Here is a 22,041-nt window from a genome sequence, read left to right as displayed (position 1 = left end):
TCTGCTCGTGCGCCGCTGGCTTTTCAGCGCCGGCCTCTGGCGGTCTCGTCGATCCAGAGCGTGCCCTCGAGCGGGATCGCCGAGAACCGCGTCGAGATCTCTTTCAGCGTCGCCTGCGGGTCGAGATCGGCGAAGCGCTCGGGATGGATCCACTTCGCCAGCGCCTCGATCGCCACGATGTGCAGCGGGGTGTCGTTGAAGAGCTGCCAAAGCCCATAGGCCCGGCCGTTGCGCACGGCACTGAGCGCGCTGATGCCAGGGCTGGCGAGTAGGGTGGCGAAGCTGCGCAGGCCTTCCTCCGGCGAAATGCCGAGCCCGAGCACGAGGCCGCCGCGCCGGGCGAGATGCACGCCGCCCGTCGCGACATAGATCGCAGGGTCGGCGGCCAGCAATTGCTCGAGGCTGATCTGGCCGGTCGCGCCGGGCAGGATGGAAGCTGCGATGTTGCGGCCGCCGGCCAGCGTGATGAACTCGTCGAAAGTGCCTTTGCCGGGCGACTGGCAGCAGTCGAAGCCGCCGGCATGCGCATGCATGAAGACGCTCGGCCGTTCGGCATCGCGTACGCGGCTGGCGAGCACGGCGCGCCGCGCCTCGTAGAAGCGGATATAGGCCTCGGCCTGCTCCTCGCGGCCGATCAGCTTGCCGAGCACGCGCAGGCTCGGCACCGTGTCGCGCAGCGGCTGCAGGTAGAAGTCGACCACGGCGACCGTGATGCCGGCCGCCTCGAAACGCGCGACGAGATCGCCCTGGCCGCGCCGCGTTCCGGCGAGCGATTGGCTGAGGATCACGAGGTCCGGCGCCAGCGAGACGGCTTTCTCGAATGAGAAGCCGTCCTGCGTACCGCCATCGCCGACCGTCGGCACGGTCTCGATCGCCGGGAACTTGGCGGCGTAGCGGGCATAGGCGTCGGGGTTCTGGCGCTTATGGTCGCTGCCCCAGCCGGCGAGCAGGCTGATCGGGTCGGGATGCAGGAGGCCGAGCCCGTTGAGCTGGCGCCCCTGGGCCAGCACGATTCGCTTCGCCGGCCCTGGCAGCGTCACCATACGTCCGGCGAGGTCGGTGACGGTGACCGGCTCGGCCGCCGCCGGGACGGCGAGTATTCCAAGGGCAAGAAGAATTGGGATCAGCTTCGTCGCGATCCGCTTCAGCCGGACGATCATCGGGCGCTATCCCCCTGAACGGGTGCCTCGGCGAGCGTGAAGGCCACGGCGCGCGAGAGCATGGCGGGAATGACGGAAACATGGTTCTCGCCGGCGAAGACGACATGCTCGCAGTCGAGGTGACCGGAGGCGGCGAGGCTGCTTGCCATCTCGGCGGCATTGTCGAGCATGCGGGCCTTCTCGAGGCGGGTCGCGCGTTCGGGGAAGCGGAGCGGATCGGTCTTCTGTTCTTCGCCACCGACGGTGATCAGCAGCCTTGGCCGCATGATCGGCGCCGGGCTGCGCAGGAACTGCGCCCGCGTGGCGAGGATGGCGCGCTCGTTCCACCAGATCGAAGGGCTGCCCGCGACGAGGCTGCGGAACAGCCCCGGTCTGTTGAACAGGGCGTGCAGGGTGAAAAGCCCGCCGAAGGAATGGCCGGCGAGCGCGAGTCGTGCCCGGTCGATCGGCGCGAGATCTGCCACCATCGGGAGCAACTGCGTCTCGATCAGGTCGAGGAACCGGTCGGCACCGCCACCGTCCGGCAGCAGGTCCTGCCGCCGCCGCTCGGCATCGAACGGGGCTGCGCCGGGATAGCCGATCCCGACGATCACCGCCGGGCAAACGCCGCTCACCTCGGGCCGGCCCCCCTGCAGGCGGGCGGCGGTCAGCGCCGTCGCGAACAGCGCGTCGCCATCGACCAGCACCAGGACCGGAAAGCCAGCGGCAGGTGGCGCCTCGGGAGGCACTGCGACCAGCAGGCGATAGGGCTGGCCCTGCGCCGAGCGGATATCGAACTGGCGCGCATGCGGCAGCGCGACCGCGACGCCGGGCGAGAACTCGCCCGGCCTGTTGCTGGCGGATGTCGTGCGCACGCCGTCCGTCCTCACCAGCGATAGGACAGCGTCGCCAGCACCGTCCGGCGCAGGCCGAAGGAGCACTGCACGGCGCCGTAGCAGCCGGCGACATACTCCTTGTCGAACAGGTTCTGGGCGTTGACCTGAACCTTCCAGCCCTTCATCGCGGCATTGGCGGCGCTGAGATCATAGCTGATCGCCGCATCGACCAAGGCGTAGTCGTCGGTGAAGAAGGTGTTGCCGGGGTCGCCCGCACCCTTGCCGACATAGCGCACGCCGGCGCCGAGCCCGAGACCGGAGAACAGGCCGGTCCTGAAAGTGTAGTGCGCCCAGAGCGAGGCCATGTGGCGCGGCACGACGGGCGGCCGCTTGCCGAGATCGGCACCGTTGCTCTTGGTCACCTCGGCGTCGGTATAGGCATAGGCGGCGACGAGATCGAGATTCTCCAGAACTGTGGCGCGCGCCTCGAATTCGAAGCCGCGGGCCCGGATTTCGCCGGTCTGGATCTGGAAGCCGACATTGTTCAGATCGGCGGTCGGCACATTGGTCTGCGTCAGGTCGTAGAGCGCCGCCTGGAAGAAGGCGTTGTAGCCGGGCGGCTCGTATTTCAGGCCGACTTCGAACTGCTCGCCTTCTGTCGGCTTGAACGGGCTGCCGCCGAAGCTCGTTCCAGCCACCGGCTCGAATGAGGTCGAGTAGCTCGCATAAGGCGCAAAGCCGTTGTCGAAATTGTACATCAGCGCGACGCGCCCGGTATTGGCGGTGTCGTCCTGCTTGGTCAGGGCGCCGTTGGTCATGGCACGCGTCCGGGCCATGGCGCGGTCGAAGCGGCCGCCGACCAGCAGCGAGAGCCGGTCGAGCTTGATCTGGTCCTGCAGATAGACGCCGTACTGCTCGGAGAGCTGCGTCGTGCCGGGGGTGGCGGGGACCGCAAAGGGCCGGCGGCCATAGACCGGGAAGAAGGCATCGAGCGGCTGCACCGTGCCGCCGGCACCGGTGAAGGCCGTGCCGTCGGCCCAGTAACCGTCGACACCGAACAGGAGCTTGTGCGTCAGCGGCCCGGTCCGGAAATCGGCCTGGAGCTGGTTGTCGACCCCGAAGGTCTGGGCCGTTTCGTTCGAGGCGGTGACGCGCCGGTTGAGCGTGCGCTGGTTGGCTGCGAGCGAGGCGACAGCGACCGTCCGGTTGCGCGATTCGAGGTCGCTGTAGCGCAGGTTCTGGCGGAAGGTGAAGACGTCGTTGAAGCGATGCTCGAAGGCGTAGCCGAGGTTGAGCGCGTTGCGGCTATAGCCCTCATAATTTGGCTCGCCCGGGAAGAGATTGCTGCGGATGCGGCCGTTCCGGTTCGGCAACGCGGTGCCGACGGACGGAATGAAGCCGTAGAAGCCGGTCTCGGGGTCGCGCTGGAACGAGGTCAGCAGCGTCAGGCTCGTCGCCGCATTCGGCTGGAAGGTCAGCGAGGGCGCGATGTAGAGCCGCTCCTCTTTTGTGAAGTCGACCTGCGTGTCGGCGGCGCGTCCGAGCCCGACGAGGCGATAGAGGATCGTCTTGTCAGGCGCTACCGGCCCGCCGATGTCGAAGGCGAGCTGGCGGCGATCATAGCTGCCGAGCACCAGCTGGACCTCGCCATGCGCCTGCTCCTGCGGGCGCTTGCTGACCATGTTGATCAGGCCGCCGGGCTTGACCTGGCCGAAGGTGACGGAGGATGGCCCGCGCAGGACCTCGACGCGCTCCAGCCCCCAGGGCTCGGCGATCGGCACGAGGAAGTTGACGCCGCGCTGCAGGCGCAGGCCGTCGAGATTGTTGATGAAGCCGGCGCCGCTGCCGGCGCCGCCGAAACCGCGGATGAAGACGCTGTCGTAACGCCCTGAGGAGAGTCGGGTTTCGCCCAGAACGCTTGCGCTGTAGCGGAGCGCCTGACTGACGCTCTGCACGCCCTGGTCGTCCATTTGGGCACGCGGCACGACCGTGATCGATTGCGGCGTCTCGATCAGCGGCGTGTCTGTCTTGGTCGCGGTCGCGCTGCGCCGCGCGACATAGCCGTCGACCGGCCCGTTCGCCCGCTCGCCCTGCACCTCGATCGTGTCGAGGCCGATCGCGGGCTCGCTCTGAGCGTGCCCCGAGTCCGACCAGCCGACGATGATTGCCGCGAGCGCGACCGAGGCCTTGGCCACAGCGCGATTGCCGATGATGAAGTTCATGAACCCGACCTTTGCCCCACCACCTCGCGGTGGACTACCCAGGCGGGTTGTTTCAGGAACGGCGCCCCGGGGGCAACGAAGTCGGCTTTCGATCGCGGCAGTAATTCTTTCGCTGCAGTTTCGAACTGCTTCAACGAGAGAATAGCCTGCACTGGACCAGTCGCGATCAACGCAACGCACTCGGCGGAATGCCGAAACGCTTGCGGAAGGCGCTCGAGAAATGCGCCGGACTGTAGCCGACGCGGAAGGCGGCGACGGCGACGCTGGCCTCGCCGCTGGCGATCATGGCGTGGGCCTGCTGCAGCCGATATTCTTGGAGGTAGCCGAAGACGCTGGTGCCGAACTGGGCGCGGAAGGCCGAGGTCAGCTTGCTCGGATTAAGGCCGGTGCGGCGCGCCAGCTCCGAGAGGCTCGGCGGATTCTGCACCGACTCCTCCAGGATCTCGCGCACGGCCTGGATCTGGTCACGGGTGCGCGCATCGAGCTTCGCCGGCCGCACCGGCCGCTCGCCGATGATCTCGTTGAGGGCGAGTGCTCCAAGCTCCAGCGCCTTGCCGGCGAGATAGAAGCTGCGCAGCGAAGCGGCGACGCGGCATTCGGCCATCTGGAGGGCCAGAGAACGCAGTTCGGCGCTCGCCGGGTGGACCCAGAGCCCGGGATCGTCGGGTCCCGAGACCAGCAGCAGCCGGGAGAGTTCGGCGCCGAATTCCTGCGCCACGAAGTCGAGCTCGAATTGCATCAGCGCGCAGCGCACCGCTCCGCCCGCCAAGCCGGTGCGTTGCTGGATGTGCTCGCCGCCATTGGCGGCCACGAGCAGTGCCGGGCCTTCGATCATCACCGGCGGCCGGTCGTCGAGCTCCAGCATCTGGCGCCCGTCCAGCATCACGCCGACCTTGAGTCCGGGCCGCATCGGACCGGTGACGCTTTCTCCTTCGGCGATGAAGAACGTTCCGGCAGAGAGCGAGAGGCTGCCCGAGAACAGCTTCAGCATTTCGCCTGACGAATGTGCGGGAACGGGACCAGATGGCATCGCGACCTCGGGAGATCGCGTCGTGATACCGGGCGTGAGACAAAAAGTAAAATAAATCAGTAGTTTATATGAGTTCCAAGTTTGTCGATGCGTGAGGCGTCAGCCGTCTGGCTCCAGGGCGTCATCCGCAGCATCTGCCGCCGCGCTGCGAGAAGGCGCGCTGGCGGCAGGAGAAGAAGATGATCTGCTGGTCGCTGGCCTGCCGGCGCAGGGCATCGAACATGCCGCTCGATGCGGTAGTCGTCGGAGTAGACCAGCACGTCGGCCAGGATGACCGGGGCCGGCTGGCCGTCCTTGCCGAGCAGCCGGGCGAAGGCGAGAAGTGCCAGTTGGCAGCGGCATTCGCCGACTGAGGTGCTCATCGACGTCTCCGCCATGAAAGTGCATCGCTCGGGTGGGAGAAACGTATGGCCCGCCTCGTCCGCAAGAGGCTCGTGTCAGCTGGTCTGAGCAGCCTGCAAAAACATATCCGGCCTTTTGGCAGCGCCGTTGGCCAATATGGAGAGCCGCGCTCCGGTCCTCATAAAGGGGCGGCGTCGAGCGCCATTTTACGCCAGAGGCTTCCGGAACACCGGTCGACCGTCAGGTCATAAAGATCGTCAGACCCAGGGATCACGGCCGGCGGATATTCTCGCCTTGCTCCGCATCGGCAGGCTCGTTCTCATTGTCCACCAGGGCCGCCTGAAGCACGCCGAGAATGTGCCTGATCGTTCCGACCGGTTTTCCGCATCCCTGGCAGCTGAGCAAGGTCCGATCGTCAGTCCATTCCGGGATATCGAGGATGGCGGCGCCACAGCCGTCACAAGCGAACTTTCTGTCTCCGGACTGAACGATCAAGGCAGTACCTCTCGGAGAATATGCCGTATTTTTAGGCAAATACGATGATGCATATAACGATTCGATCGGCAAGACGCGTTCTGACTCAGGTTTTCATGATCGTCCAGACCGGGTGCGGGACCGGAGCCGGCAGCGTCGCGGCCGTGCGGAAGAGCACATCCGAACCCGATTCGCGCCGGCCGGGTCGGCGATGATCGGCGCTCGGGTTCTGCTCTGCGGGTCTCATAACGCCAGGGGCGCCAGCCGGCGGATGAAGTCCGCTTGCGATTGCGAGCCGGTCTTCGACAGGACACGCTTGAGCTGCGAGCGGATCGTCTCCCGTCCCACCTGGTGCGCGGTGGCGATCTCGTCGACGGAAAGACCTTCGAGAAGCTTCCTCGCCACGTTAGCCTCTGCGCGCGTCAGATCGTAGAGTTCGCAAAGCAGTGAAGTCTCGATCCTCAGGCGCCGGTCCGAGCTCGTGACGACGAGCATCGCCTGCGCCCGCGCGAAGATGTCGCGGGCCTGGCGTCGGATCGGCAGCACGTGGAGGATGAAGGCGGCCCGGTCGTCCCGGCGTGGAACGGCGATCGAGCGCGTGTCGCCGAGGTGGTCCTGCCCCAGCTCCGACAGCGCTTTCTGCAGCAGCGCATTGGCGCGGGTGTCGTCGAGCGCGATCTTGTCGCGCGCTCGGATAATGATCTGGCCGAGCAGCCTTTCGAAGCGTGGATTGGCCGCCGTCACCCTGCCGGCCCCGTCGATCAGCGCTGCCGGCGATCCGGCCTGTTCGAAGGCAGCAAGGCTGGCCTGCGCCCGCTGCATCTGGAGCTTGCTGGCAAGGACCGCCGCCCGCGCCAGATGCGGACGGATGCCGTCGAGGATCTCGACCTCGCGCCGCGCAACCGGGCCGAGTTCGAACTTCCGTTCCAGGGTGAAGACGATGTTCTCGCCGGAAGCGGCGCGCACATGCGTTGCAGTGCCCCAGCCATAGCCTTCGGGGCGCATGAAGTCGGTGTAGAGCGGAACCTGTTCCAACTCCTCGGGGCTGAAGAGATCGAGGTCGGTCACGAAGCCGGAGCCTCCATGCGCCAGCAGACCGGCCATGCGGGCGTTCCGCTCCATCCAGCCCTGTGCCAGGAAGCGCTCGAAAACCGGCGCGAATGTCTTGCTGGCGACCCAATTTGTGCCTTGGTCCGTGTGGGCGAACAGCAGCCCTCCCGTACAGCCGGCGATCTCCGCCAGTCTTGCTATCGCGTCGGGCCAGACCTCGGGCACCGCGGCTGCTTCGTAGAGCATCGCCACGGCGTCGGTGAACTCATCCATCGCTGGCATGCATAGGCCTCGTCGCCCCATGACGAAATCGGGGAAGTGGTGCGTTCACCATCGTGACGGGACACAGGAAAGGTCAACTGCGTTCGGAACCGATTTCGCCGCCCGGCGTAGATCTCCTGACAAGCAGGGGCTTGGCGCACGGAGACTTGCGCAAGGAGGCTTGGCGATGGCCACGCGGATCAAGGGCTACCCACAATTCGAGCGGGCAATGCACCGCCTTCAGGAACTGTCGGGCTTTCCCGAGGGAAGTCCGGAGCATCGCGAGATGCAGGCGCTGGAGCAGGCGCTTCACGATTGGGAGCAGGGTGAGGGCCGGGCGTTCGACGACGAGAGCGTCTGGCCCGAAGGCCCGCAGCAGCACTTCTGCAGCGCGCTGTCGCATGGCGATCCCGCCGTGCAGCGATAGCGGCGCTACAGGCTGATGGGAGATCGCGGCTGGATTCCGGCTGCTATAGTATTGGACCGAAAAGTGGGATCCACTTTTCGGGAAACCCCAATGCGATAACAAAGAGATAGATCGCCGTGACCGCGTCCGAACGGACGCGCGGCGACCCAGCTGGGCCTAGAGACAGCTCCGAATGCCGCTCTTGACGAGATCCTGCCATTCGGGACCGAGGGCCTCGCGGGCGTCGACGGCCTCCTCGGCGCCGGGTTCGCCCTCCCGGAACATGACGACGCTCAGCGACCGGTCATGCGAGCCGGTCGTGACCGTCGGCCCCGGCACATAGGTCGTCGTCGTGCGATAGACGCCGCCGGACATGGCGCCGGTCGTCTGGAAGCGCCCCGGCATGCGCGTCGTCGAGACATTGTTCTGCGATTGACCGCCGGTGATGATGTAGCGGTCATAGCCGGCGCGCAGCGTCTCGATCGCCGCGCTTTTGGCAGCCACGCGGGCGGCGCCCTGCGCGCCGCATTCGGGCGCCGCGCCGGCATCGATCTGGAGCGTGTTCTGTGAGGTGCGTGTCGCCTGCGCGCTCGCGCAGCCGGCCAGGGCGGCCGCGACCAGGACAAAGGCAATTCTCATTTTAGACGCATCCCCCGTAGCGCCCGGGATCCTGCCCGAGCGCCCCGAGGGCGTCTAGAGCGAGCATTCCTCAGCCAATCCAGATGGTTAGCAGTCGGTTTCCGACAGTGGCCGCGCCATCGGACGTGCCGGGGTGGGAGATTAGCTGAGCACCTGGCGCACGGCGTCGGGCAGCGCGTCGAAATGCTGGATCACGCGGTCGGGGCCGAGGCTCTCGATCGGCACGTCGGTATAGCCGAAGGGTACGCAGATCACCGGCAGCCCGGCGGCCCGGGCGGTGTCGATGTCGGTGCGGGAATCGCCGATCATCACCGCCCGGGCGGGGTCGGCGCCGGCCTGGGCCACGGTCTGCGTGAGATGGCGCGGATCGGGCTTGAAGAAGGGGAAGCTGTCGCGCCCGGCGATCGCGGCGAAACGGTCGGTGATCGCAAAATGGTCGAGGATCAGCCGCGTGTGCAGGATCGGCTTGTTGGTGCAGACGCCGAAGACGAAGCCTTCCGCGGCGAGCGTGTCGAGCGCGCCGATGACGCCGTCATGCAGGAAGCTGTTGGGCGCGACCGCCTCGGCGTAGATCGAGAGGAAATCCTCGAACAGCACTTCGAGCTTCTCTGGTCCGAGCGGGCGGCCGCTGACCTTGAAGCCGCGCTCGAGCAAGGCGCGCGCCCCGGCGCCGACCAGTTCGCGGGCCCGCTCGACGGGCAGCGCCGGCAATCCCTCGCGTTCGAGGATGACGTTGAGCGTGCGCATGATGTCGGGGGCGGTTTCGGCGAGCGTGCCGTCGAGGTCGAAAACGACGATGGGAGGCAGGGACATGGCGATCTCTGTGGCTGCGTTGCTCGGCTTAAAGGCCTTCGGCTGCGGCTTGGCAAGGGCAGGCCGACACCGGGCCTCTTCTGCTCACATTGGCGTGCCCGGCAAATTGGCAGGCTCATCCCGGCTGGCCAGCATGATAGTCTGCGGGCGAATCGTCGGAAGGGTCGCAGTGGTGTCGAATATCTCGGAAAATCCGAAGCGCAGGCTTGGCCGAGCGCTCCCGCTCGCCTGCTGCGCGGCGGCGTTTCTGGCGGCTCCCGCCTTCGCCGCCCCCTTCGAGTTCGCCCCGGCGCCGCAGACCGATCTCAACCGCGTCTACCGGGTCGACAAGGCGACCGGCGAGGTCGGCGCCTGCCAGTTCCAGCTGAAGGAGGGCGGGATCGGCGTCACCGCCTGCTTCCCGGCCGGCGAGGGGGCGGGCCCTCAGCCGCCGAGCGACTATGTTCTCGTGCCCTCGCGGCATGAGCGCGAAGGCGGCATTTTCCGGGCGAACGTCCGAACCGGCGAGATGAGCATCTGCTACGTCTTCGACGACAAGGTGGTCTGCACGCCGCAGGCGAAATAGCGGGCATTTCGGCCCGGCTGGACGGCTTCTGCCGGGCACCCATGCGTCTGATGCGGCCGTTTTGCTGTCGGCAAGCCCGGTGCCCGCATGCTAGAGCGCCGGGCATTCCCTCCGCAATGTCCGAGGCCTGCCATGCTCAAGCTCAACGACCCGTCGCTCCTTCGCTCGCAGTGCTATGTCGACGGTGCCTGGATCGGCGAAGGCGCCGATGTCGTCGACAATCCGGCGACCGGCGAGGTTCTCGCGAAAGTGCCGCGCTTCGGCGCCGATGAGACGACCGCCGCGGTCGAGGCTGCGGCACGCGCCTTCAAGCCCTGGGCGAAGAAGTCGGCCAAGGGGCGTTCGGCGATCCTGCGCAAATGGTTCGAGCTGATCATGGCGAACCAGGAGGATCTGGCGCAGATCATGACGGCCGAGCAGGGCAAGCCCCTGTCCGAGGCGCGCGGCGAGGTCGCCTATGCCGCCTCCTTCGTCGAGTTCTACGCCGAGGAAGCCAAGCGCATCTATGGCGAGACGATTCCCTCGCCCTTCCCGAATTCGCGGATCATCGTGCAGAAGCAGCCGGTCGGCGTCTGCGCTGCGATCACGCCCTGGAACTTCCCGGCGGCGATGATCACCCGCAAATGCGCGCCCGGCCTCGCGGCGGGCTGCACCTTCGTGGTCAAGCCGGCGCCGGACACCCCGCTGACTGCGCTGGCACTGGTCGAGCTCGCCGAGCGCGCCGGCTTCCCCAAGGGCGTGATCAACGTCGTAACCGGTGATGCTGTGGCGATCGGCGGCGTGATGACCTCCCATCCGGCGGTGCGCTTCATCGGCTTCACCGGCTCGACCCCGGTCGGCAAGCTCCTGATGCAGCAGGCGGCCTCGACCGTGAAGAAGGTCGGGCTCGAGCTTGGCGGCAATGCGCCCTTCATCGTCTTCGACGATGCCGATCTCGATGCGGCGGTGGCCGGCGCGCTCGCCGCCAAGTTCCGCAATATGGGCCAGACCTGCGTCTGCACCAACCGGCTCTTCGTGCAGGAGGGCATCCATGACGCGTTCGTGGCGAAGTTCGCCGGCGAGGTCGCCAAGATGAAGGTCGGCAACGGCGTCGAGGTCGGCGTCGTCCAGGGGCCGCTGATCAATGCGCGCGCGGTCGAGAAGGTCGAGCGCCACGTCGCCGACGCGGTGGCGGGCGGGGCCAGGGTCGTGACCGGCGGCAAGCGCCATGCGCTCGGCCGCAGCTTCTACGAGCCGACCGTGCTGTCGGGCGTGACCACCAGGATGCTGGTGACGCGCGAGGAGACCTTCGGCCCGGTCGCACCGGTCTACAGCTTCAAGAACGAGGACGAGGTCGTCGCGCTCGCCAACGACACGCCCTTCGGCCTGGCCGCCTATTTCTACACCCGGGATCTCGGCCGCGCCTTCCGCGTCGCCGAGGAGCTCGAATACGGCATGGTCGGCATCAATTCGGCGATGCTCGGCACCGAGGTCGCCCCCTTCGGCGGCGTCAAGGAATCCGGCCTCGGCCGCGAGGGCTCGCTGCACGGCATCGATGAGTTCGTCGAGATCAAGTACATGCTGATGGGAGGGCTCGGCGCGTGAGCGACGCTCTGAAGAAGGCGGCGGCCGACGCGGCCCTCGCGCTGGTCGCGCCCGGCATGCGGCTCGGCCTCGGCACCGGCTCGACTGCGAAGCTCTTCGTCGACGGCCTCGGCGCCAGGGTCGCGCAGGGCCTGCAGGTCATCTGCGTCGCGACCTCGGAAGCGACCCAGGCGCAGGCCGAGAGCCTCGGCATTCCGATGTCGACCCTCGATCTGACGCCGGAACTCGACCTGACCATCGACGGCGCCGATGAGGTCGATGCCGAGCTCCGGCTCATCAAGGGCGGCGGCGCCGCCCTGCTGCGCGAGAAGATCGTCGCGGCGGCCTCGAGGCGCATGGTGGTGATCGCCGATGCCGGCAAGCTGGTCGGAACCCTCGGACGCTTTCCGCTGCCGATCGAGATCGTGCCCTTCGGGCTCGAGGCGACCAGGCAGGCAGTCGCGGCGGCCATCGCCGCTTCGGGCGCGAATGGCGAGCTCGTGCTGCGCAAGCGGCCGGACGGGACGACCCTCCTGACCGATGGCGGCCATTTCATTCTCGACGCCCATCTCGGCAGCATCGCCGATCCCGAGCGGCTTGCGGCTTTGCTCAATCAGGTGCCGGGCGTGGTCGAGAGCGGCCTGTTCATCGGCCTGGCGACGGCGGCTTTCATCGCGCGGCCCGAGGGCGTGCAGATACTTGGGGACATCGCGGCGCAGCGCGGCTGAAGCCGCTCGTCGCCACGTTCGCGCCCGTTTTCCCGGCAATGCCCGGGCAGCGAACATGTCCAGCAAAAGTGGTTTCCACTTTGGCTGGACATGTTCTAAGAGCGGCCACTGGTGTGTCGGTCCGTGCACCGCCGCATGCGGCGCGTCTGATCGCGCGCGCTTCGACAAAGGGGAAACCTGCATGATCCGTCACAGCCTTGCCGGCGCGATCCTTTCGCTGGCGCTGTTTGCCGCGCCTGCCTCGGCGCAGCAGGGGCCGAGCCCCGAGCATCTCAAGGCAGCTCGCGAGGTCGTCGTCTCGTCGGGGCTCGCCCAGTCCTTCGATTCGATCTACACTGAGTTCGTCGCCGGCGTCCGCCAGAGCGTCGGCACGACCCGCCCCGAGCTGAAGAAGGACATCGAAGACGTCCTTGCCAGCCTCAAGGACGATGCCGAAGCCAAGCGCGGCGAGATCGTCGACACCTCGGCGCGCGCTTTCGCCGGCAAGATGACCGAGGCCGATCTCAAGGAGGTCGCGGCCTTCTTCAACTCGCCGGTCGGCCAGCGCTACAACTCGTTCCGGCCCGAGGTCATCGACGAGATCTATACCCTGCTGCAGCCCTGGAGCGTGGCGACCAGCAACCTGCTCTATGACCGCTTCTATGCCGAGATGCGCAAGCGCGGCCACCAGCTCTGAGCGAACCAGCATCGTTGCAGAAACAAAACCGCCGGTGGCAGCACCGGCGGTTTTTTGTTGGTTTCGCAAGTGCCGGCGGCAGGGCCGGGGTGCCTAATCCTCCGCCGCCTTGAACCGGTTCAGCCCCTTCATCACGAAGGGAGCGACGAGCGCGATGAAGGCGATGCCGAGCAATGTCGCCGAGCCCGGATTTTCGAGCAGGATCATCGGGTCGCCGAGGCTGATCTGCAAGGCGCGTCGCAATTGCGCTTCCGCCATCGGCCCGAGGATCAGGCCGACCACCATCGGTGCCACCGGATAGTCGTAGCGGCGCATCAGATAGCCGAGATAGCCGAAGAGGAAGAGCATGCCGAGCTCGACCGGGGAGGGATTGACCGCGAGCGTGCCCATGGTCGCGAAGACCAGGATGCCGGCATAGAGCCAGGGCTGCGGCACCGCCAGCAGCCGGACCCAGAGCCCGATCAGCGGCAGGTTCAGGATCACCAGCATGACGTTGGCGACGAAGAGCGAGGCGATCAGGCCCCAGACCAGGTCCGGCTTCTCGGCGAAGAGCAATGGCCCGGGGTTGAGCCCATATTGCTGGAAGCCGGCCAACATGATCGCGGCGGTCGCCGAAGTCGGCAGGCCGAGCGTCAGCAGTGGCACGAGCGTGCCGGCGGCCGAGGCGTTGTTGGCGGCCTCAGGCCCGGCGACGCCCTCGATCGCGCCCTTGCCGAACTCCTCGGGATATTTGCAGAGCTTCTTCTCGGTCGAATAGGACAGGAAGGTCGGCACCTCAGCGCCGCCGGCCGGCAGCGCCCCGATCGGGAAACCGTAGGCGGTGCCGCGCAGCCAGGGCGCCCAGGAGCGCTTCCAGTCCTGCTTCGTCATCCAGAGCGAGCCCTTGATCGGGATGATCTCCTCAGGCTCGCGCCAGCGCTTGGAGGCGACGTAGAAGGCCTCGCCGACCGCGAACAGGCCGACAGCGAGCGTCGTCACCTCGATGCCGTTGAGCAGTTCCGGAACGCCGAAGGTCAGGCGCGCCTGTCCGGTCAGCTTGTCGATGCCGACGAGCCCGAGCAACATGCCGAGGAACAGGCTGGTCAAGCCGCGCAGCGGCGAGTCGCCGAAGGTCGCCGAGACCGTGACGAAGGCGACGATCATCAGCGCGAAATAATCCCAGGGCCCGAACTTGATCGCGAGCTCGACCAGCCAGGGCGCGAGGAAGGCAAGGCCGATCGTGGCGATCAGCCCGGCGACGAAGGAGCCGATGGCGGCGGTGGCGAGCGCCGGCCCGCCGCGCCCGGCCTTGGCCATCTTCGAGCCTTCGAGCGCTGTCGCCAGCGAGGCGCTCTCGCCGGGTGCGTTGAGCAGGATCGCGGTCGTCGAGCCGCCATACATGCCGCCGTAATAGATGCCGGCGAACATGATCAGCGAGCCGGCCGGATCGAGCTTGAAGGTCACCGGCAGCAAGAGGGCGACCGTCAGCGCCGGCCCGATGCCGGGCAGCACGCCGACGGCGGTGCCGAGGAACACGCCGATCAGGCAGAACAGCAGCTTGGAGGGCTCGAAGGCGACGGAGAAGCCGTTGGCGAGGGAGAGCAGGGTGTCCATCGGATGCGCCTTTCAGCCCAGCAGCCGTTCGAGCGGCCCGGCCGGCAGCGACAGGGTCAGGAGCTTGAGGAAGAGCAGATAGATCGCGCTGCCGAGCACGAGGCCGATCGCGATGTCGGCCGGCAACGCGTCGCGGCCGAAGCCGCGTGCCGTGCAGGAAAACAGGATCGCGGTGGCGACGATGAACCCGCCGCCCAGCGCGATGCAGGCGATCAGCCCCGCGAGCCCGCCGCCGATCCAGAGCAGCGCCCGCACATCGGCCACCTCCGGCTTCGGCAGCCCTTCCTTGAAGGCCACGACGAGATGCGCGAGGCCGAGCACGACGAGCCCGGCGCAGACGACATAGGGCATGGCGGTCGGGCCGACGCCGTAATTCGAGGTGATCGTCTGGCGCGAGGCGTCGAAGGCGACGATCGCCGCCGCGGCCAGCAGGAGCAGCCCGACGACGAGGGCAGGGCGGTCGATTGTGCGGGACATGGGCTTGCCGTCGAGCGGGAGCAGGAAAGGGCGGGCGGCGCTGCCGCCCGCCGGTCGAACAGAACCGGCTTACTTCACCAGGCCGACATCACGCATCACCTTCTCGACGCGCACGGTCTCGGCCTTCAGGAAGGCGTCGAACTCGGCGCTGGCGAGATAGGCGTCGTCCCAGCCGCGGGCCTTGAGGATCTCGGCCCATTCCTTCGACTTCGCCATCTTGTCGATGGCGCCGGACAGCGTCGCCTTCTGCGCGTCGGTCAGGCCGGGAGGCGCCACGACCGAACGCCAGTTCAGCAGCTCGACATCGACGCCGCCTTCCTTCAGGGTCGGCGCATCGGGGGCATTGTCGAGGCGCTTGCTCGCGCTGACGCCGATCACGCGCAGCTTGCCGGCCTTGATCTGGCCTTCGAACTCGCCATAGCCGGAGATGCCGGCCGTGACCCGGCCGCCGAGCATGGCGGCCAGCGCCTCGCCGCCACCCGAGAACGGGATGTAGTTGATCTTCTTGGCGTCGCCGCCCGCCGCGTCGGTGAACAGCGCGGCGAGGATGTGGTCGGCGCCGCCGGCCGAGCCGCCGGCCCAGGTCACCTTGGCCGGGTCGGCCTTGACGCGCTCGGCGAGATCCTTGGCGGTCTTGATCGGCGAGTCGGCGGGAACGACGATGACCAGCGCCTCGGCGGTCAGCCGCGCGATCGGCGTGGCCTGGGTCAGGTTGACCGGCGACTTGTTGAGCAGGATCGCACCGACCATGACGAAGCCGTTGACCATCAGCTGATTGCCGTCGCCCTTGGCGCCGATCAGCTGGGCGAGGCCGATCGTGCCGCCGGCGCCGGTGACATTGGTCACCTGGACACTCTTGGCAATGCCGGCGGCGGTCAGCGCCTGCTGCATCGAGCGGGCAGTGCCGTCCCAGCCGCCGCCGGGCGCGGCGGGAGCCATGATCTTCAGTTCGAGCTGGGCGAAGGCGGCCGTGGTCAGGCCGGCGAGCGCGACCGCCGTGACGGCGCCGCGCTTCAGAATGGCTGTCAGCATGTTCTACCTCCCGCGCGCGGCCGTTCCGCGCAAAATGTTGTAGGCGCCTGCCTGTGACATCGCGTCGCCCGGTCGGTCAATTGCGCCTGATTGATCAATCCCAAGTCAAGGTCTTTCACGACGTTGCCGGACGCCCCTGTTGCGCGCCGGCGCGATGGCGTAAGAGCACGCCGATGTCTCGATCTGCTTCTCTCGTGGCGACGGGCACCCCCCTTGCCGGAGCCGCCGCCGCGGTCGGCCATGGTCTGCTCGCCGCGCTTCCTCTCGCCATGTGGGCCGCGACGCGCTCCGCGCCGCTGTTTCTCGGCTTGGCGGCGCTTGCTTTTCTTGTGGCGGGGCTGACGCGAGGCGGCGTCGGTGGGCTGTGGCGTGGCGTTGCGCCGTTGCTGCGCGCGCCGATCGGGGTTCTGTTGCTGGGCTTCGCGCTCTGGGCCCTGGTCAGCACGGGCTGGAGCCATCGCCCGGCGGCCGGCCTGCGGATGTGGGGCGAATTCGTGCTGCCGCTGCTCGCCGGGCTGACGATCGTGGCGAGCGGCGCCTTCCATCCCTCCCGGCGCTTCATGCGCGTGCTCGCTGTCACGGTGATCCTGGCGTCCTGCCTGCTCTATTACGAGTTCGCCACCGAGTTCGCGCTGCGCAAATGGCTGGCCCTCGACCGGCGCCAGGAGAGCTTCTACTTCAACCGCGCCGCGCTCACCTGCCTCGTCCTGGCGGTTCCGGTGATCGACCGCCTCTGGCGCGAAGGGGCAAGGCGCGACCGCGTCCTGGCCTGCCTGCTCGGCCTCGTCGTCGCGACCCTGGTCTTCGCTTCCGACAGCGAGGCGGCCAAGCTCGGCCTCGTCGTGATGGTCGTGGCCGGGATCGTCTTCGCCGCAGCGCCGCGGCTGATGCTGGCCGCGACGGCGGCCGCCTTCCTGGCCACCATGGCGCTCGCCCCGGCGATCGGGCCGACGCTGGAGGCGCAGCTGCCGGCCTCCCTGCGCAGCCATCTCCAGCCTTCACACGAGGTCCGGATCGACATCTGGGAGACCTTCGGCGAGGCGGCGATGCTGCGGCCGTTGCGCGGCTACGGCTTCAACGCCGCCGCGACATTGGACCAGGATCCGGTCGCGCAGACCATTTCGCCTCCGCGCCGGGCGATGCTGGCGATCGGCCATCCCCATAGCGCCCCCTTGCAGGCCTGGGTCGATACCGGCCTCGTCGGAGCCGCCTTGCTTTCGGCGGCCGGTTTGCTGCTGCTCGCTCGCTTGAGACGGCTGCCGCCGCCGCGGTCGGCGATGCCTGCCGCCTTCTTCGCCGGCTGCTTCGCGATCGTCGTGGTCGCGCATGGCGCCTGGCAGGGCTGGTGGATCGCCGTTCTGACCCTTGCGGCGCTGCTGTTCGCCGCCGCTCCCATAGACATGCGAAATCTCGAGGACAGGACATGAGCACGTTCGACGTCGACCTCTTCGTCATCGGTGCCGGCTCGGGTGGGACCCGTGCCGCCCGCATCGCCGCCGGCCACGGCGCCAGCGTGGCGATCGCCGAGGAGGACCGTATCGGCGGTACCTGCGTGATCCGCGGCTGCGTGCCGAAGAAGCTTTTCGTCTATGCCAGCCGCTTCGCCGACGAGTTCGAGGATGCCGCCGGCTTCGGCTGGAAGCTCGGCAGGCCGGAATTCGACTGGCCGACCCTGCGTGATGCCGTCGCCAACGAGGTCGGCCGGCTCTCCGGGCTCTATCGCAAGGGGCTGGAAGCGGCGCTGGTCCAGATCCACGAGGAGCGTGCCGTCGTCGAGGGCGCGCACACCGTAAGGCTGCAGCGCAGCGGCAAGCCCGTCCGGGCCCGCCATATCCTCGTCGCCACCGGCGGTTACCCGGCCTTCGACCCGCCGATCCCGGGCGGCGAATACGGGATCTCCTCCAATGAGATCTTCCATCTGCCGGAACTGCCCCGCCGCCTTCTGGTCGTCGGCGGCGGCTATATCGCGCTCGAATTCGCCAGCCTGTTCGCGCGGCTCGGCGTCGCCGTCACCGTGCTGCATCGTGGCGACAACGTGCTGCGCGGCTTCGACGAGGATATCCGTACCCGCCTGCGCGAGGCGCTCGCCCATGCCGGCATCACCTTCAGGCTCGGCTGCACCATCGACCGCATCGAGTTGCTGGCCGACGGCACGCGCCGCGCCCATTGCGCCGGTGGCGAGCCTATCGATGCCGATGTCGTTCTGGTCGCCACCGGCCGCCGGCCCAATACGACCGGGCTCGGGCTCGAGGCGGCGGGCGTCAAGCTCGGACCGATCGGGCAGGTCCTGGTCGACGAGGGTTCGGCGTCGAGCGTGCCCTCGATCCATGCGGTGGGCGACGTTACCAACCGGATCAACCTGACCCCGGTCGCGATCCGCGAGGGCCACGCCTTCGCCGACTCGACCTTCGGCGGCAAGCCCTGGACGACCGATCACAGCATCGTCGCCTCGGCGGTCTTCACCACGCCGGAGATCGGCACCGTCGGCATCACCGAGCAGCAGGCGGTCGCTGCCGGTCATGAACTGCGCGTCTTCGAGGCCGGTTTCCGGCCGATGAAGGCGACGATTTCGGGCCGTCAGGAACGCATCTACATGAAGCTCGTGGTCGATGCGAAGACCGACAGGATGCTGGGCGTCCACATCCTCGGCCATGATGCGGGGGAGATCATCCAGGCCGTCGCCATCGCCGTGACCATGGGCGCGACCAAGGCCGATTTCGACCGCACCATCGCTCTGCATCCGAGCGCCGCGGAGGAACTCGTCACCATGCGCACGGCCCGCAAGAGCGCGCTCTGAGGGCGCGCGAAACCGTCCAAAAGCCCGCTCGTTCACGACGCGCGCTTTGCTTGCGCCTCGCGATGAGCGCTTCGGCGGTTCGCGCGTGGCCTCACGGCTCGCGGTCCAAGCGCCTGCTGTCATAAAGCAGGCTTGCGTCGTTCAGGCCGATGTCGCGGCTCATGTGAGCGCTCAGCCCTTCCGGGTCGAGGCGTGCGTCCAGCGTGACCTTGTTTCCCTGTGTTCGCCCCAGGAAGCGGAGCCAGCGCAGCTTCAGGGGCGGCATAAGGCTGACATATCCGTTTTTTCTGCTAGTTTTGGCCGTCATCGTTCGGCTCCCGGGAAAGTCGATCTTTCGCTAGGGAATGCCGATCGAGGGCGCCGCGGACAAACCGGATTTCACCTCTGACGCATAAGGGCAGCTGATGTCTGATCTGGCGATCGGCCTGCCGCCGCTCAGTGCCGTGCGGGCCTTCGAGGCGGCGGTGCGGCATGGCAGCTTCACCCTGGCCGCAGCCGAGCTCGGCATGACGCAGGCTGCGGTGAGCTATCAGATCAAGCTCCTGGAGGAGCGGCTCGGCGCGCCGCTGTTCCGGCGCCGGCCGCGCGGCGTCGTCCTCACCGAGACCGGGGAAAGGCTGGGCGTTTCGGTGACCGATGCGTTCGACGGCCTGCGCGGCGCCTTCGCCGCCGTCACCGAGACGGCCGAAGGCGTGCTTTCGGTACAGGCGCTGCCGACGATCGCCGCGAACTGGCTGGCTCCACGGCTCGGCCTGTTCCAGTGCGCCAATCCCAGTCTCGCCATCCGGCTGGTTCCTCAAGTGAGCCAGCGCCAACCGGAGGTCGACGATTGTGACGTCGTCATCCGGCGCGGCAGCGGGCAATGGCCGGGGCTGGAGGCGCACTGGCTGATGACCAATGAATACACCCCGCTCTGCGGCCCGAGGCTGTTCCGGCATCTCGGTGGCGCGGCGCAGCCATCGGATCTGCTGGCGGTGCCGCGCTTCGGTTGCCCGAAATCCTGGGCCAGCTGGTTCGCTGCGGCTGGGGCTTCTGCGGACCAGGCTGGTGAAGCGCGGATCGATCTCGTCGTGCAACAGTTCGAGGTCACGGCTGCGCTGGCCGGGAACGGCGCGGTGATGGCGCAGCCGGCCTTCTTTCGGCGGGAGCTGAACCAGGGTGTGCTGGTCCAGCCTTTCGACGTGATGCTGCGCGACGGGCAGGACTACTGGCTGACCTATCCGACCAGGCGCCGCAACGCCCGCAAGATCCGCCTGTTTCGCGACTGGCTGCTCAAGGAAGCGCGCGACGGCTGAGCCTACGCGGCGCGCCGGGCCTCGCGCTCAGCCTGCCTTGCCGAGATAGGCGGTGGCGTCGATCTCGACGAGGCAGTCGGGCGAGCCCAGCCCGTTGACGATGCAGGAGACCCGGTGCGGTGGCTCCTCGACGAAATTCGCGAAATAGACCTCGTTCATCGGCTCCCAATAGGCGCGGTCGGTGACATAGACGGTGCACTTGACCACGTCTTTCAGGCTCGCGCCGGCCTCTTCGAGCAGGGCCTTGATGTTGTCGATGCATTGCTGGGTCTGGCGCCTTGCATCGCCGATGGCGTATTTCCCCTGCAGATCCGCGCCGACGCAGCAGACGAACATGAAGTCGCCGGCGATCGTGGCCTGGGCGAAGGGCAGCCGGCTCTTGTAGACGCGGTCCGAGGAAACGCTGCGCTTGGGCATGGGCGGATCGTCCTTGTCTGGCCCGGCGCCGCCGCAGGCGGTCCGTGGGCGGATTGAGGTCATGGCCCGCAGGTCCGACCGCGATCGTGGCCGAAGGCGCCAAGCGATCGCCGGGACGCGGTTTTTCGCGTGCCGGGCGCTGAAGTTCTGGCTTGCTCGTTGCCGTAGCGGTGGTCAGCGGCGGTCTTGGGGTGTATAGGCCGGCCTTCGCGCTTCAAAAGAGGTTAACGCAGGCGCGATTTGTGAAATCAGGAGCACTATGATGTCCGAGCGGTGGACGCCCGAGAGCTGGAGGGCAAAGCCCGTCCAGCAGATGCCGGAATATCCGGACCAGGCAGCCTTGAAGGCGGTTGAGCAGCAGCTCGCCGGCTTTCCGCCGCTCGTTTTTGCAGGCGAGGCGCGCAAGCTCAAACGGGCGTTGAGCAAGGTCGCGGCCGGCGAGGCCTTCCTTCTCCAGGGCGGTGACTGCGCCGAGAGCTTCGCCGAGCATTCGGCCGACAACATCCGCGATTTCTTCCGCCTCTTCCTGCAGATGGCGGTGGTGCTGACCTTCGCCGGCGGTTCGCCGGTGGTGAAGGTCGGGCGCATCGCCGGCCAGTTCGCCAAGCCGCGTTCGGCCCCGACCGAGACGATCGGCGGCGTTGAGCTGCCGAGCTACAAGGGCGACATCATCAACGAGAACGAGTTCACGGCCGAGGCCCGGATTCCGGATCCGCGCCGTCAGCTCGAGGCCTATCGCCAGTCGGCGGCGACGCTGAACCTGATCCGTGCCTTCGCGTCCGGCGGCTACGCCAATCTCGACAACGCGCATCGCTGGATGCTCGGCTTCGTCAAGGACAGCCCCCAGTCGGGCCGCTATGACGAGGTCGCGCAGCGCATCACCGAGGCGCTCGACTTCATGCGCGCCATCGGCATCGACCCGGAAACGCATCCCGAGATGCGCTCGACCGAGTTCTACACCAGCCATGAGGCGCTGCTGCTCGGTTATGAGCAGGCGATGACCCGCACCGACTCGACCACCGGCGAATGGTACGACACCTCCGGCCATATGCTCTGGATCGGCGACCGCACGCGCCAGCTCGACCATGCCCATGTCGAGTTCTTCCGCGGCATCCGCAATCCGATCGGCCTGAAATGCGGGCCGTCGCTGAAGCCGGACGAGCTGCTCAAGCTGATCGACGCGCTCGATCCGCAGAACCAGCCCGGCCGCCTGACGCTGATCGCCCGTTTCGGCGCCGACAAGGTCTTCGACCATCTGCCGGCCCTGGTGCGCGCCACCAAGCGGGAGGGGCGCAATGTCGTCTGGTCCTGCGATCCGATGCACGGCAACACCGTCAAGGCGGCGAGCGGCTACAAGACCCGGCCCTTCGACCTGATCCTCTCCGAGGTGAAGAACTTCTTCGCCGTCCATCAGGCCGAGGGCACCTACGCCGGCGGCCTGCATCTGGAGATGACCGGCAAGAACGTCACCGAATGCACGGGCGGCGCCCGCGGCATGACCGACGCCGATCTGAACGATCGCTATCACACCTTCTGCGATCCGCGCCTCAACGCGGAGCAGGCGCTGGAGATGGCCTTCCTCGTCGCCGAACTGGTCAAGCGCGAGCGTTCCGGACGGGCTCGTCCCGAGGTCGAGGCGGCCGAATAGGCCGCCATCGGCCTGCGGGGCACGCGTACAAAGCAAGA

The 22,041-nt window shown here is 67.5% G+C and carries 22 protein-coding genes and 1 pseudogene; 9 read left to right on the top strand and 14 right to left on the bottom strand.

The annotated features are described in order from the left end of the window. Positions 1–23: 23 nt before the first annotated feature. From AC3RCC_RS19675 to AC3RCC_RS19645, 7 genes and pseudogenes are all read right to left on the bottom strand, one after another. Positions 24–1,160, bottom strand: coding sequence for an ABC transporter substrate-binding protein (locus tag AC3RCC_RS19675; protein WP_492256322.1), 1,137 nt, complete (start codon positions 1,158–1,160; stop codon positions 24–26). Continuing rightward, positions 1,157–2,014 carry an alpha/beta hydrolase gene (locus tag AC3RCC_RS19670; RefSeq protein WP_492256321.1) on the bottom strand — a complete coding sequence of 286 codons (858 nt, stop codon included), beginning with the start codon at positions 2,012–2,014 and terminating at the stop codon, positions 1,157–1,159. The genes AC3RCC_RS19675 and AC3RCC_RS19670 overlap by 4 nt, the downstream gene beginning before the upstream one ends. Before the next feature lie 11 nt (positions 2,015–2,025). Next, entirely contained in the window at positions 2,026–4,197 is a 2,172-nt protein-coding gene (locus tag AC3RCC_RS19665; protein ID WP_492256320.1) for a TonB-dependent siderophore receptor, read from the bottom strand. Between the two features lie 166 nt (positions 4,198–4,363). Then, positions 4,364–5,188 (bottom strand): helix-turn-helix transcriptional regulator, encoded by an 825-nt coding sequence (locus AC3RCC_RS19660; protein WP_492256319.1) that lies wholly within the window; start codon positions 5,186–5,188, stop codon positions 4,364–4,366. Between the two features lie 95 nt (positions 5,189–5,283). Beyond that, positions 5,284–5,556 (bottom strand): annotated as a pseudogene (locus tag AC3RCC_RS19655) (hypothetical protein); the annotation flags it as partial. A 283-nt stretch (positions 5,557–5,839) separates the two neighbouring features. Then, positions 5,840–6,064 (bottom strand): hypothetical protein, encoded by a 225-nt coding sequence (locus AC3RCC_RS19650; protein WP_492256318.1) that lies wholly within the window; start codon positions 6,062–6,064, stop codon positions 5,840–5,842. A 222-nt stretch (positions 6,065–6,286) separates the two neighbouring features. Continuing rightward, positions 6,287–7,375 (bottom strand): helix-turn-helix transcriptional regulator, encoded by a 1,089-nt coding sequence (locus AC3RCC_RS19645; RefSeq protein ID WP_492256317.1) that lies wholly within the window; start codon positions 7,373–7,375, stop codon positions 6,287–6,289. Positions 7,376–7,541: 166 nt separating this feature from the next. Here AC3RCC_RS19645 and AC3RCC_RS19640 point away from each other — a divergent pair, with 166 nt between their 5' ends. Then, on the top strand, positions 7,542–7,781 hold the full coding sequence (locus AC3RCC_RS19640) for a hypothetical protein (protein ID WP_291640659.1): 240 nt from the start codon (positions 7,542–7,544) through the stop codon (positions 7,779–7,781). Between the two features lie 156 nt (positions 7,782–7,937). On the opposite strand, the gene AC3RCC_RS19635 is transcribed toward AC3RCC_RS19640, so the two are convergent. Continuing rightward, positions 7,938–8,399 (bottom strand): hypothetical protein, encoded by a 462-nt coding sequence (locus tag AC3RCC_RS19635; protein ID WP_291650363.1) that lies wholly within the window; start codon positions 8,397–8,399, stop codon positions 7,938–7,940. A gap of 141 nt (positions 8,400–8,540) precedes the next feature. Further along, a complete protein-coding gene (locus AC3RCC_RS19630) occupies positions 8,541–9,212 on the bottom strand; it encodes an HAD family hydrolase (RefSeq protein WP_291640663.1) in 672 nt (223 codons plus the stop codon). 247 nt (positions 9,213–9,459) lie between these two features. Between AC3RCC_RS19630 and AC3RCC_RS19625 the strand changes: the two genes are divergently transcribed. The 4 genes from AC3RCC_RS19625 to AC3RCC_RS19610 all read left to right on the top strand — a co-directional run bounded on the left by AC3RCC_RS19625 (position 9,460) and on the right by AC3RCC_RS19610 (position 12,744). Beyond that, positions 9,460–9,777 (top strand): hypothetical protein, encoded by a 318-nt coding sequence (locus AC3RCC_RS19625; protein WP_291640667.1) that lies wholly within the window; start codon positions 9,460–9,462, stop codon positions 9,775–9,777. Between the two features lie 132 nt (positions 9,778–9,909). Further along, complete coding sequence (locus AC3RCC_RS19620; RefSeq protein ID WP_492256316.1) at positions 9,910–11,361, top strand: NAD-dependent succinate-semialdehyde dehydrogenase; 1,452 nt, start codon at positions 9,910–9,912, stop codon at positions 11,359–11,361. 56 nt (positions 11,362–11,417) lie between these two features. After that, on the top strand, positions 11,418–12,068 hold the full coding sequence (gene rpiA, locus AC3RCC_RS19615) for a ribose-5-phosphate isomerase RpiA (RefSeq protein ID WP_492258805.1): 651 nt from the start codon (positions 11,418–11,420) through the stop codon (positions 12,066–12,068). A gap of 181 nt (positions 12,069–12,249) precedes the next feature. Beyond that, the gene (locus tag AC3RCC_RS19610) at positions 12,250–12,744 is read left to right on the top strand and encodes a DUF2059 domain-containing protein (RefSeq protein WP_452119167.1); all 495 of its coding nucleotides are present in this window, start codon (positions 12,250–12,252) and stop codon (positions 12,742–12,744) included. A 93-nt stretch (positions 12,745–12,837) separates the two neighbouring features. Here AC3RCC_RS19610 and AC3RCC_RS19605 read toward each other — a convergent pair whose 3' ends face one another. From AC3RCC_RS19605 to AC3RCC_RS19595, 3 genes are all read right to left on the bottom strand, one after another. Continuing rightward, on the bottom strand, positions 12,838–14,337 hold the full coding sequence (locus AC3RCC_RS19605; protein WP_291650353.1) for a tripartite tricarboxylate transporter permease: 1,500 nt from the start codon (positions 14,335–14,337) through the stop codon (positions 12,838–12,840). A 12-nt stretch (positions 14,338–14,349) separates the two neighbouring features. Beyond that, complete coding sequence (locus AC3RCC_RS19600; protein ID WP_291642743.1) at positions 14,350–14,814, bottom strand: tripartite tricarboxylate transporter TctB family protein; 465 nt, start codon at positions 14,812–14,814, stop codon at positions 14,350–14,352. A gap of 69 nt (positions 14,815–14,883) precedes the next feature. After that, complete coding sequence (locus AC3RCC_RS19595; RefSeq protein WP_291642741.1) at positions 14,884–15,846, bottom strand: Bug family tripartite tricarboxylate transporter substrate binding protein; 963 nt, start codon at positions 15,844–15,846, stop codon at positions 14,884–14,886. Positions 15,847–16,019: 173 nt separating this feature from the next. Here AC3RCC_RS19595 and AC3RCC_RS19590 point away from each other — a divergent pair, with 173 nt between their 5' ends. Both AC3RCC_RS19590 and gor read left to right on the top strand, forming a co-directional pair. After that, entirely contained in the window at positions 16,020–17,273 is a 1,254-nt protein-coding gene (locus AC3RCC_RS19590) for an O-antigen ligase family protein (RefSeq protein WP_492256315.1), read from the top strand. After that, positions 17,270–18,643: a glutathione-disulfide reductase gene (gene gor, locus AC3RCC_RS19585; protein ID WP_492256314.1), complete on the top strand. Its 1,374-nt coding sequence runs from the start codon at positions 17,270–17,272 to the stop codon at positions 18,641–18,643. Before AC3RCC_RS19590 ends, gor begins: the two co-directional genes overlap by 4 nt. A gap of 91 nt (positions 18,644–18,734) precedes the next feature. Here the strand turns inward: gor and AC3RCC_RS19580 are convergent, their stop codons facing one another. Further along, entirely contained in the window at positions 18,735–18,950 is a 216-nt protein-coding gene (locus AC3RCC_RS19580; protein ID WP_492256313.1) for a hypothetical protein, read from the bottom strand. Positions 18,951–19,047: 97 nt separating this feature from the next. Between AC3RCC_RS19580 and AC3RCC_RS19575 the strand changes: the two genes are divergently transcribed. Continuing rightward, positions 19,048–19,938, top strand: a complete 891-nt coding sequence (locus AC3RCC_RS19575) for a LysR family transcriptional regulator (protein ID WP_492256312.1) — start codon at positions 19,048–19,050, stop codon at positions 19,936–19,938. Between the two features lie 27 nt (positions 19,939–19,965). Here the strand turns inward: AC3RCC_RS19575 and AC3RCC_RS19570 are convergent, their stop codons facing one another. Then, positions 19,966–20,355, bottom strand: coding sequence for a RidA family protein (locus AC3RCC_RS19570; protein WP_492256311.1), 390 nt, complete (start codon positions 20,353–20,355; stop codon positions 19,966–19,968). 262 nt (positions 20,356–20,617) lie between these two features. On the opposite strand from AC3RCC_RS19570, the gene AC3RCC_RS19565 reads away from it, so the two are divergent. Next, positions 20,618–22,003: a class II 3-deoxy-7-phosphoheptulonate synthase gene (locus AC3RCC_RS19565; protein ID WP_291650341.1), complete on the top strand. Its 1,386-nt coding sequence runs from the start codon at positions 20,618–20,620 to the stop codon at positions 22,001–22,003. The last annotated feature ends 38 nt before the right edge of the window (positions 22,004–22,041 follow it).

The organism is Allobosea sp. GW823-FHT01F03, assembly GCF_058798075.1.
The sequence above is the reverse complement of the archived record's forward strand: the minus strand, read 5'-3'. Positions and strand labels throughout refer to the sequence as shown.